The organism is Candidatus Binatia bacterium (assembly GCA_036493895.1).
In the GTDB taxonomy this organism is placed as follows: Bacteria; Desulfobacterota; Binatia; order UBA1149; family CAITLU01; genus DATNBU01.
This window is the reverse complement of the sequence record DASXOZ010000045.1, coordinates 63,138-74,190: the sequence shown is the minus strand read 5'-3', so window position 1 is coordinate 74,190 and position 11,053 is coordinate 63,138. Positions and strand designations below refer to the sequence as shown.

Annotated in this window: 13 protein-coding genes; 10 read left to right on the top strand and 3 right to left on the bottom strand. The window is 63.2% G+C overall.

All coding sequences use genetic code 11. The features are described 5' to 3' along the window. Positions 1-98 (bottom strand): hypothetical protein (locus tag VGK20_11270; GenBank protein ID HEY2774615.1); only part of this gene is annotated, 98 nt, incomplete at its 3' end. Positions 99-110: 12 nt separating this feature from the next. Further along, positions 111-1,280: a cysteine desulfurase family protein gene (locus VGK20_11265; protein ID HEY2774614.1), complete on the bottom strand. Its 1,170-nt coding sequence runs from the start codon at positions 1,278-1,280 to the stop codon at positions 111-113. A 285-nt stretch (positions 1,281-1,565) separates the two neighbouring features. On the opposite strand from VGK20_11265, the gene VGK20_11260 reads away from it, so the two are divergent. From VGK20_11260 to VGK20_11215, 10 genes are all read left to right on the top strand, one after another. Then, the gene (locus tag VGK20_11260; protein ID HEY2774613.1) at positions 1,566-1,967 is read left to right on the top strand and encodes a polymer-forming cytoskeletal protein; all 402 of its coding nucleotides are present in this window, start codon (positions 1,566-1,568) and stop codon (positions 1,965-1,967) included. Positions 1,968-2,094: 127 nt separating this feature from the next. Beyond that, a complete protein-coding gene (locus tag VGK20_11255; protein ID HEY2774612.1) occupies positions 2,095-2,751 on the top strand; it encodes a class I SAM-dependent methyltransferase in 657 nt (218 codons plus the stop codon). A 6-nt stretch (positions 2,752-2,757) separates the two neighbouring features. Continuing rightward, positions 2,758-3,546, top strand: coding sequence for an SAM-dependent chlorinase/fluorinase (locus tag VGK20_11250; GenBank protein HEY2774611.1), 789 nt, complete (start codon positions 2,758-2,760; stop codon positions 3,544-3,546). A gap of 17 nt (positions 3,547-3,563) precedes the next feature. After that, the gene (locus VGK20_11245; protein ID HEY2774610.1) at positions 3,564-4,769 is read left to right on the top strand and encodes an acyl-CoA dehydrogenase family protein; all 1,206 of its coding nucleotides are present in this window, start codon (positions 3,564-3,566) and stop codon (positions 4,767-4,769) included. Positions 4,770-4,782: 13 nt separating this feature from the next. Continuing rightward, positions 4,783-5,775: a class II fructose-bisphosphatase gene (glpX, locus tag VGK20_11240; protein HEY2774609.1), complete on the top strand. Its 993-nt coding sequence runs from the start codon at positions 4,783-4,785 to the stop codon at positions 5,773-5,775. Between the two features lie 14 nt (positions 5,776-5,789). Further along, the gene (locus VGK20_11235; GenBank protein HEY2774608.1) at positions 5,790-6,413 is read left to right on the top strand and encodes an L-threonylcarbamoyladenylate synthase; all 624 of its coding nucleotides are present in this window, start codon (positions 5,790-5,792) and stop codon (positions 6,411-6,413) included. Next, positions 6,395-7,666 carry a GTPase HflX gene (hflX, locus tag VGK20_11230; protein HEY2774607.1) on the top strand — a complete coding sequence of 424 codons (1,272 nt, stop codon included), beginning with the start codon at positions 6,395-6,397 and terminating at the stop codon, positions 7,664-7,666. Before VGK20_11235 ends, hflX begins: the two co-directional genes overlap by 19 nt. A 45-nt stretch (positions 7,667-7,711) precedes the next feature. After that, on the top strand, positions 7,712-9,064 hold the full coding sequence (locus tag VGK20_11225; protein ID HEY2774606.1) for an S-layer homology domain-containing protein: 1,353 nt from the start codon (positions 7,712-7,714) through the stop codon (positions 9,062-9,064). Beyond that, on the top strand, positions 9,061-9,615 hold the full coding sequence (locus tag VGK20_11220; GenBank protein HEY2774605.1) for a CDP-alcohol phosphatidyltransferase family protein: 555 nt from the start codon (positions 9,061-9,063) through the stop codon (positions 9,613-9,615). Before VGK20_11225 ends, VGK20_11220 begins: the two co-directional genes overlap by 4 nt. A 2-nt stretch (positions 9,616-9,617) precedes the next feature. Beyond that, the gene (locus VGK20_11215; GenBank protein ID HEY2774604.1) at positions 9,618-10,787 is read left to right on the top strand and encodes a peptidylprolyl isomerase; all 1,170 of its coding nucleotides are present in this window, start codon (positions 9,618-9,620) and stop codon (positions 10,785-10,787) included. On the opposite strand, the gene VGK20_11210 is transcribed toward VGK20_11215, so the two are convergent. Further along, positions 10,774-11,004, bottom strand: coding sequence for a hypothetical protein (locus tag VGK20_11210; protein HEY2774603.1), 231 nt, complete (start codon positions 11,002-11,004; stop codon positions 10,774-10,776). The two genes, VGK20_11215 and VGK20_11210, sit on opposite strands and share 14 nt — an antisense overlap. Positions 11,005-11,053 lie beyond the last annotated feature (49 nt).

Genomic DNA, 11,053 nt, shown 5'->3' with positions numbered 1-11,053 from the left:
TGCATGGATATACCAATCACATCGTGACCCTGCTCGGCGAGCAAGGCCGCAGCGACGGATGAATCCACTCCCCCCGACATGGCAACGACGATACGCATAGGTACGCGGCGTTAGGCTCTGGGCCCGACCGAACTCTTTGTGAGGCTGCGCAGTTTCTCAACCAGTCGCGGCAGCGCGTCCACGACTCGCTCGACTTCGGCTTCGGTCGAGAACTGCCCGAGGCTGAAGCGAAGCGAATTCTGCGTACGATGCGTGGAGAGTCCCATCGCGCGCAGCACGTGCGAGGGTTCCAGCGTACCCGAGGAGCAGGCGGAACCGGTTGAGACCGCAATCCCATCGAGGTCAAGCGCAATCAACAAGCTCTCGGCTTCGACTCGCTCGAAGCTGATATTGGTTGTGTTGGGCACCCTGGCGTGCGGATCGCCGTTGACGACGGTGCCTGAAACCCGCGCCAGAATGCCTTGCTCCAGGTGATCCCGGAGCGTGGCCAGGCGCCGTGCCTCGGCCTCCAGCTTATTAGCGGCGAGACGGGCCGCGACACCGAGGCCAACGATCGCCGGCACGTTCTCGGTCCCGGCGCGCCGGTTTCTCTCGTGTTTGCCGCCGGTGAGAATCGGCAGCATCCTCGTGCCGCGCTTGATCCACAACACGCCGACGCCCTTGGGACCGCTGAACTTGTGCGCCGACAGCGACAACAGGTCCACGCCGAGCGCCCGGACGTCGACCGGGATCTTCGCAATCGACTGTACCGCGTCGGTGTGCATCAGCGCACCGTGCTCGTGGGCAATCGCGGCGATCGGTGCAATCGGTTGGATCGTGCCGATTTCGTTGTTCGCGTGCATCACGGAGACGACCGCCGTCTCTCGCGAGATCGCCTCCCGTATGCGATCTGGCGACACGATGCCCGAGTGGTCGACCGGCACGAGCGTGGTTCTTGAACCACGACGCGCCAGCGCTTTCAAAGTGTTCAAGACCGCTTCGTGTTCGATCGCCGTCGCGATCAGATGGCGTCGCCCTGCGGCTTCGAAGGCCTCGGCCGCGCCGCGAATCGCGAAATTGTCTGATTCGGTGCCGCCGCTGGTGAAGACGATTTCGGAGGGATCGCCATTGATGAGGGTCGCGATTGCCGACCTGGCGTCGTCGATCGCCGCCTTGGCCTGCTGACCGAAGTGATGAACGCTCGACGCATTGCCGAAAAGATCACGTGAGGCAGCCGTTGTCGCCTCGATTACTTCCGGCGCGAGGGGGGTCGTGGCGTTGTAGTCGAAGTAGACACGCACGGTGAATCGTTCATTGTAGCATTCCCGCTAACTATAGGTAAGAAAAGGACTAGACAAGCGTTCCGACGGGTCCTATACTGGCTCCGCCTCACGAGCGAAGCTCAGCAGGCAGACACCCTAACGCCCCCAGTCACAGGACAGGCGGAGGTTTACATGTGGAAACGGGATGAAGCGGTCCGCCCGGCGAGCGGACAACCGGCGGCGCCGCAGGCGCCTCAGGCACCCGCGCCGGCGGGAGCACCTGCTCCTCGCGCGGAAGCGAGCCAGAACAGGGAGAGGGACAACGTGAATATCGGAAAATCCGTCGTCATCAAGGGCGAGCTTAACGGCAGCGAAGATCTCACCATCGAGGGTCAGGTCGAAGGCACGATTCAGCTCCGCGATCACATCCTGACGATCGGTGCGAACGGGCGCATCAAGGCGCAAGTGTTCGCGAAGTCGGTGATCGTTCTTGGCGAAGTCACCGGCAACGTCACCGCAAGCGAGAAAGTCGATATTCGCGACAACGGGTCGGTCGATGGCGACATCGTCTCGCCGAGAGTTGCGATTGCGGAAGGCGCGCATTTCCGCGGCAGCGTGGACATGCAGCGCAAGGCCGCACCGCCGGCTCAGGCCGCGGCAAAGCCGACGGCCGCCGCCACGCCAGCCGCGGCCCCGGCGCCGCAGGCAGCGCGCGTCGGAGCGTAGCGGAGCTGGCGCGTATAGGTGAGAATTGGGAATTAAGAATTGAGAATCGCGTGCGGTTCTTGATTCTTAGTTCCTCTTGTTCTTGATGCTCAATTCATCATTCTTAACTTCGACTACTCACACGTAAGTGGGCCTTCTCGATCGCCTCGCGCCGCGTCGACCGGAACCGGAGATTCGTCCGCCGGTTGACGTCCCTGTCGACGAACCGCTCTTCGCCACCAAAGCTCTCAGGAAACTGCTGTCGGCGCTGACCGGTCGCGAGTCGCCCAAACTGATTGATCTGGGACCGGTCGTTGGCAGCAACGTGAGCTTCTTCGGCGAGCAAATCGGCTGCAAGATTTTCATCGAGGACATCTACGCCGAGCTCGAGCGCCACGCCCGAACCGGCAAGATGGAAGAATTTCCCGCGTTTCTGTCGCGGCGGTTTCCGCAGGCAGACGGGACCATCGACGGCATCATCTGTTGGGATCTCATCGACTATCTCGACCGTCCCTCCGCGCAGGCGCTCGCCGATCAGCTCACGCGCGTCCTCAGATCCGAGGGCGCGTTGCTCGCCTTTTTCGGGAACATCCTGCCGCGCGAAACGACCTATACGAAGTTCGTGATCGCGGATGAAACCAACTTGAAGTACCGGACCTACCCGGCCGTACGCGGCCGCCAGGCAGTGCTACTGAACCGCGATATCATCCGGCTCTTCACCGGCCTGCGGGTCTCGGATTCCTTTTTGATGAAAAACAATATTCGCGAGATCTTGTTCCGCAAGCCGAGTTACGAGACGCGCTAGCCCGTCATGGCGCGGCCGCTGATCGCGCTGCTCACCGATTTCGGTCTCCACGACCACTACGTCGGCACGATGAAGGGCGTGATCCTCGGTATCTGTCCGCAGGCGACACTGGTGGACATTTCACACGACGTTGCGCCGCAGGACGTGCTCGGCGCCGCGTTGGCGCTGGCCGCCGCGTACCGGTATTTTCCATCCGGAACAATCTTTCTCGTCGTCGTCGATCCTGGTGTTGGTTCGAGACGGCGAGCCATTGCCGTCGAGGCCGGCGACCATCGATTTGTGGCGCCAGACAACGGGGTCCTCTCGGTCGCGCTCGACGAAACGCCGCCGCCGAGTGCGGTGGAGCTGACCGATCCGCGCTATGCGAGGCCGACGATCAGCAAGACCTTCGAAGGCCGCGATCGATTCGCGCCGGCGGCGGCATGGCTGGCCAACGAGATTCAACTGAGCGCGCTGGGTCGGCCGGCTGCGTCTTTGGTCCATCTCGATGTGCCGAGGCCCCGTGTCCAAGACGACGGCGTGGACGGCGAAGTGCTGCGCGTGGACCGCTTTGGGAATCTGATTACGAATGTGGACGACCGGATGCTTAGGCGGATCTCGGGAACGGTGAGCGTACGGGTCGGAGCACACGTGATCCCTCGGATCGTCTCGACCTACGCCGACGTCTCGGCCGGCGAATTGTGCGCGCTCGTGGGCAGCACCGACCGGCTGGAGATCGCCATCAGCGGCGGAAGCGCCGCCGCCACGCTCGGCCTTGGCCGCGGCGCGGTGGTGCAGCTTCGCCGGAGCGCGTGATACGATTCCGGGCTCATATGATCAGCTTCGATCTGACAGACGAACAGCAGTTGCTCGAGCAGTCGGTTCGTGAGTGGGCCGCGCGTGAGATCGCGCCGCATATCAAGGACGACGACCGTCATCACCGCTTCGACCGCGATCGCGTGCTCGGCGGCATGGCCAAGCTTGGACTGCTCGGAATTTCCGTGCCGCAACAGTACGGTGGCGCCGGAATGGATTACGTCTGTCTGGGTATCGCAAGCGAGGAACTCGAGTACGTCGACACGTCGTTGCGCGTGATTATGTCTGTGCACGCCGGGCTGAACTGCCTCACCCTGCTGTCGTGGGGAACCGAGGAACAAAAGCAGCGTTATCTCGTGCCACAGGCGCAGGGACGCAAGATCTCTGGATATGGGCTGACCGAGCCTGGTGCCGGGAGCGACGTCCGCGCCATTCAGACAACAGCGATAAAGAAAGGCGCCCGCTACGTGCTCAGCGGCGAAAAATCGTGGATTTCGCTCGCCGACGTCGCGGACCACTTTCTGGTGTTCGCCTGGACCGATCTCGAGAAGAAGAAGTTACGGGATCCGGGAGGACTGAGCGCTTTCATGGTCGAGCGCACATTCAAAGGATTTTCGTCCGGCCCGATGAAGGAAAAGTGGGGCATCCTTGCCGGCAACACCGGCTGGTTCAAGATGGACGAAGTCGAGGTGCCCGAAGAAAATCTCGTCGGCCGGCTCGGCGAGGGATTCAAGATCGCGATGTTCGGGCTCGATCAGGGGCGGTTCACGGTCGCCGCCGGCGCCACGGGGCTTATCCGCGCCTGCCGCGACGCGAGCGTGAAATACGCGAAAGAGCGCTACACGTTCGGCGTTGAAATCGGCCAGCATCAGCTCGTGAAAGAAATGATCGCGCAGATGGAATCGGATTACCAAGCGGCTCGACTGTTGTGGCTGCGTTCCGGATGTTTGAAAAACCAGGGTCGCCGGAACACGCGTGAGACGGGGCTCGCCAAGTGGTTTGCCACCGTCGCATCGGAACGCGCGGCCGGTGACGCCGTCCAGATCCATGGCGCCAATGGATATTCCGACGAGTACCCGGTCGGACGCTTCTATCGCAACTGCAAGGGCGCGGTGATTTACGAGGGCACGCGCGAAATTCACAAAATCATGCAAGCCGACTACCTTCTCGGCTATCGCACCGATCGTCCGACGCGGTGCGACCTTCCCGCGCATCGATCGTAGGAGTCGAATCGACATGGATGCAGATCTTTCTCTCGAATTCCTGCGAGTCGTCGAACAGGCCGCTATTGCCTGCGCCCACACCATGGGCCAGGGCGACCGTCATAAGTCCGATCAGGTTGCGGTCGAGGCGATGCGAAAGGTGATGGACTCGGTACCGATCGACGGCACGATTGTCATCGGCGAAGGCGAGCGTGATGAAGCACCGATGCTCTACATCGGCGAAAAAGTGGGCCTGGCACATGCGTTGCGCGGTTCGGCGGCCGCCGGGTTTCCACAGGTCGACATCGCAGTGGATCCGTTGGAGGGCACCAATCTGTGCGCGACCGGCGCCTCCAATGCCATCGCGGTGCTGGCAGCTTCGAGCAAGGGCGGACTTTTGCACGCCCCCGATCTCTACATGGAAAAGCTTGTCGTCGGTCCGAGCTCAAAAGGCGACGTGAGTCTTGACGCGCCTGTCGCCGACAATCTCAACGCCATCGCCCGTTGCCTCGGCCGCAAAGTCGACGACCTCGTCGTCATTGTTCTCGACCGGCCCCGGCACGAACAGCTGATTAACGAAATTCGGGCAACCGGCGCGCGCATCCGGCTGATTGGCGACGGCGACCTGTCGGCTGGAATCGCCGCGGCGGTCGTTGGCTCCGGTGTCCACGCGGTCATGGGAACAGGCGGGGCGCCGGAGGGTGTTCTCACCGCAGCCGCCATGCGCTGCCTGAATGGCGAAATCTTTGCCCGACTGGTCGTCACGAAGCCCGAACATGAACAGCGCTGCCGCGCGATGGGCATCACCAACTTCAGCAAGGTGTATCGGTCGGACGATCTCGCGCCTGGCGCACGTGTGATCTTCGCCGCAACCGGCGTGACCGACGGCACCTTGATGAAGGGCGTTCGATTCTTCGGCGACGGCGTCCGGACCAGCTCGGTGATCATGCAAAACGATCCGCATCAGATCCGGTTCATCGACAGCATCCACGTCTCGCCCTCGAAAAACGTCAGAATCATTTTCTAGGAATGACACGAGTCGTGGTGGATCCGGTTCGGCCGGATCCAACGGCGATTGCGCACGCTGCGGCGACGCTGAGAAAGGGCGGCGTGGTGGCCATTCCTACCGACACGCTCTACGGGCTGGCGGTAGATCCGTGGAATCCTGCCGCTGTGGCGCGCATTTTTACTCTCAAGGGCCGCGATACCGATCGGGCGCTGCCATTGATCGCCGCCGATATTCGCCAAGTGCGGCAATGGATCGGTGAGATGGACGCCACCGCAACCCGCCTTGCCGAACGATTCTGGCCCGGGCCGCTGACGCTCGTCATGCACGCGCCCCGCGCGCTGGCGCCCGAGGTGACCGCCGGCGGCTCAACGATCGGCATCCGTGTACCCTCGCATGCAGTGGCGCGGGCACTATCAGCCACCTTCGACCGGCCGATCACGGCTACTAGCGCGAACCTCAGCGGGCAGCCTGCCACCGATGACCCGGATGACGTGGCGGATCGCCTCTCGAACGGCGTGGACGTGCTGCTCGATTCCGGCACAACGCCGGGCGGACCCGCGTCAACGATTGTCGACGTGACGCATGTGGATGTGCGTTTGATTCGCGCGGGCGCGGTGGCGTGGGAAGACGTGAGGGCATGCGCGCAGCGCGAGTAGCCCCGACTGAGAAGGCGGCGCTCGTCGGCCTCGTTTCCGGGCGGGCGCGGCGTCTCGAAGCCGAGCGCTCGCTCGAAGAGCTCGCCGGGCTCGCAGAAGCGGCCGGTGCGCACGTCGTCCTGCGCGTGCTGCAAGAACGGCCGAAACCAGATCCGTCGACATATCTCGGCGCGGGAAAGATCGAAGGGCTCGCCGCGACGTGTGCCGAAACCGCGGTTGATGTGGTCGTCTTCGATGCCGAGCTGACGCCGGCGCAACTGCGAGAGATCGAAGCGATCGTCGGTCGAAAAGTCATCGACCGTACGCAATTGATTCTGGATATCTTTGCGCGCCGCGCGCGAACACGGGAAGGGAAGCTGCAAGTCGAGCTCGCGCAGCTGCGCTACCTCCTGCCGCGGCTGGTCGGCTCAGCTGCGGCGCTGTCGCGATTGGGCGGCGGGATCGGCACGAGGGGCCCTGGCGAAACGAAACTCGAAACCGATCGGCGACGGATCAGGACGCGAATCCACGTGGTGTCCGAAGACATCGAGCATGTGCGAAAACGCCGCGCGCAATTGCGCGAGCGCCGTCACAAGGCCGCCGTGCCCACCGTCGCCCTGGTTGGGTACACGAACGCGGGCAAGACGACGCTGTTCAATCTCTTGACCGACGCCAGCGCGGAGGCGTCGGACGCGCTGTTTGTCACACTCGATCCGCTGGTCCGTCAGGTGCGGCTTCCGGGTCGCGGCGAGCTCCTCATCTCAGATACCGTCGGCTTCATCGACCGGCTGCCGCACGCGCTGGTCGCGGCCTTTCGCGCCACGCTCGAAGAGGTGTCGGAAGCCGACCTGGTGTTGCACGTGATCGACGCGGCGGCGGCAGATCGCGAGCGCCGCATGGCGGCGGTCCAAGGCGTGCTCGAAGAGGTTGGTGCGACGGGAGTGCCGCTCGTCGAGGTTTACAACAAAACGGACCAGCTGACGGCCGACGAGCGGACACGCCTCCAGCAACGGGATCCGGCCGCCGTGTGCATTTCGGCGCTCACCGGTGCGCGCGTCGATGAGCTGGTCGAAACGATGGCGTCGCGATTGGCGCTCGACGTTCGTCGGATCACCGTGATGTTCGACCCAGCGGATCCCGCCGACACCGAGCGCATCGCCCGGTTGTATCGCCACGCCCGGGTGCTCGTCCACGAAACGCGCGACGGCCAAGTGTCGATCGTCGCCGACGTGCCTCGTCGCCTTCTCGCTCGGCTCGACCTGTCAAAGAGGTAAAATTTTTCCGCGATGCGGAGAGCGCCTGGCCTCGTAGCGATCGGAATGCTTGTCGTCACGATGGCCTGCGCCGAGAAGACGACGATGGTCGCGTTGCCGGCAGTCACCACGCCGCACTTTCCAGATTTCGTCCGGCCTGTGGTTCCCGCCGACCTCGCCGCTCTCCCGGCGGCGAGCAACGAGGATCGCGCCTGGCAATTTCTTCAAGCGGGCGATTTGCGCAACGCCGATCGTGAGGTGGCCGTCGCATTGAAGCTGTCGGCCGGGTTTTATCCGGCGGAAACGACCGGCGGATACGTGCAGCTCGCGCAAAAGGATCCGAAGAGCGCGCTGGCGCGGTTCGATCGCGCGCTCAGCCGGCGCGGCAATTACGCACCGGCGCTGGCTGGAAGAGGCGACGCGCTCGTCGCGCTGAATCGCGAAGGCGAAGCGATCGAGGCGTTGCAGGCGGCGTTCACGGCCGACCCGTCGTTGACCGACCTCACGCGTCGGATCGAGGTGCTCCGATTCCGCGCGGTCGAGCGCGACGTGAACGCGGCCCGGCAGGCCGCACAATCGGGCAAGGCCGACGACGCGCTGCGTGCCTACCGCGTGGCGATTGATCATTCGCCGGAAACCGGATTTCTGTACCGGGAACGCGGTGCCGTCGAGCGCGACCATAGCGACGCCGACGCGGCCTTGGCCGACTTCCGGAAGGCTGCGTCCCTCGACGTCAGTGACGCGGCGTCACTGGCCGAAATCGCCCAAATTCTCGATGCGCGCAACGATTTCGACGCGGCGCTGAAGGCGTACAACGACGCGTTGGCGATCGAACCGAACGAGCGGATCGAGGCCAAGCGAAATGCGATGACCACGCGCGCCGAGGTTGCCCGTCTGCCCGCCGAGTACCGGGCGATCGAATCGGCTCCGCAGATCACACGTGGCGACTTGGCAGCGCTCATCGGCGTCCGGTTGGCTCCGCTCCTGCAGGTCACCCGCGCCCGCGATGCCGGCGTGATGACCGACATTCGCGGCCACTGGGCCGAGAGCTGGATTCTGGCGGTGACGCGGGCCGGCGTGCTCGATCCGTTCGTCAACCACACCTTTCAGCCGCGCACGGTGGTTCGTCGCGTCGACTTCGCGCAGGCGATGACGCGGCTGCTCGCGAAAGTCGCGGTCGTATCGCCGGCACAGGCCCGAACCTGGGCCAACGCCCGCGGACGATTCACCGACATCTCGGCCGGTCATCTGGCGTATCCAGCGGCGTCGACTGCCGTCGCGGCCGGTGTCATGACGGCGGCGCCAGACGGGTCATTTGAGCCAACCCGCGTGGTCACCGGCAGCGAAGCCGTCGAGGCGATCGAACACCTCCGCGCGATGGCCAGCGTCTCGTCAGGTGTTGGCGCCAGCCGACGATGAACGTGCTGACCGTCGCGAATCAGCTGACGCTGCTGCGTATCATGCTGATTCCCGCCTTCGTGATTCTGGTCATCTATGGCCATTTCGGGTGGGCGCTGATTGTGTTCGCGACCGCGTGCCTGACCGACGCGCTGGACGGACTGACGGCGCGATGGTCGGATCAGAAAAGCAATCTGGGCGCATGGCTCGATCCGATGGCCGACAAGCTGCTTGCGTTGAGCACGTTTATCGTGCTGACCGTGCCCTGGCTCGGTCTCGCGAACCCCTTGCCAATTTGGCTGACTGTGCTGATCATCAGTCGTGATGTCGTCATCGTGAGCACCGTGGCCATCGTCAACCTGGCGATCGGCCCGAGGACCTTTCGTCCCTCGTTTTTCGGCAAGGTGGCGACGGCCACATACATGATGACGGCCGTCGTGGCGATGTTCTACAACTACCTTGGATATCACTCGCTGATGGTGGACGCGCTCGTGTATGCGTCGCTTGCGATCACGCTGATCTCGAGCCTTCATTACATCTACCACGCGGCCCGCATCATCGAAGGACGTTGAGCATGGCCTCGAAGAACGGATTGACGTTGGCCGCTGAGCACGCAGAACATGCTGCGATCCGCAAAGGAAGGGCGATGACCCGGAGGACTCTGAGATTCCTGTGGCTCATGTCAGAGCTTGCACTCGTCGTGTCGGGTTTCAGCTCGACGCTGGCGGCTCAGACCTCGCCGCAGCAGGCCGTGATCGAGACGGCGGCCGGAACCGTGATCGTCGATCTGGCGGCTGATGCCGCGCCGAATCAGGTCGCGTATTTCATTCAGGTCGCGCAGCAGGGTGGATACGATGGCACCGTTTTCCACCGCGCGATCAAGTACGGCATGGTTCAAGGCGGCGATCCGATATCGAAGGATCCGGCAAAGCGCAGCCAGTACGGCACCGGCGGCCTCAACGCGGTCAAGGCCGAGGCCCATGCGGCGAAGATGACGCGCGGATCGGTGGCCGCCGTGACGATTCCCGGAAAGCCCGATAGCGCCGGTGCGCAGTTTTTTGTCGTGCTCGCTGACCAGCCGGCACTCGACGGGCAATACACCGTGTTCGGCCACGTGTCGGACGGCATGGAAGCGCTGCTGAAGATTTCAGAGATGCCGGTCGATGCGGCAGGTCTCGTGGTGGACCGCGCCGAAATCACGCATGTGCTGATTCGCGATACGCCGGCGGATCGGTTCATCACCGAATCAGCCGAGGAGTTGGCGAAGTATCGGGCCGTGCTCGATACGAGTGCCGGTCCGATTACGATCGAGTTCTTTCCGACCAAGGCGCGCGAAACGGTCCGGCAATTTCTGCGTTTGGCCGATGCCGGTGTCTACAACGGCATGGCGTTTCATCGTGTGGCCCCGGGATTTGTGATTCAGACCGGCGCGTTATCGTCGCGAACGGCACCGTTGACCGAGAAACAGCAGAAGGTCGTCCACAATTTGCAGCCGGAGTTCAACGATACGAAGCATGTGAAAGGCATCGTCTCGATGGCACGGGGCGATGCGGCCGACAGTGCCTCGACGTCGTTTTTCATTTGTACGGGAGCGTCAACCGCTCTCGACGGCGTTTACACCGCGTTTGGTCGAGTGGTGGAAGGTATGACTGCGGTCGAGACCATCGAAGCGGCACCGCGAACCGGGGAAACGCCGAATGAGCGGATCGACCTGCGCACGGTTCGGATCATCACACCGCGCTGACCAGTGTGATTTTCACCGGAACGCCGACCAGATACTCAATCTGAATCCGATCGCCGGGCTCGATGTTGCCGGTAACGGCCTCGGGGCCGATGCGCGCGTTGTGGACCTGACCGTCGGGATCTTCGAGGTCGGCAAAGAACACATCCCACGACACTTGTCCGTGGATGCTCACCGGCTGAATGCGTTTCAGTATTCCGTTCCGAGTTCCTTTGAGCATCTCGTTCCTGACTCTCCATGTCTCGGACGGACAGGACGTGGAGGCAAAT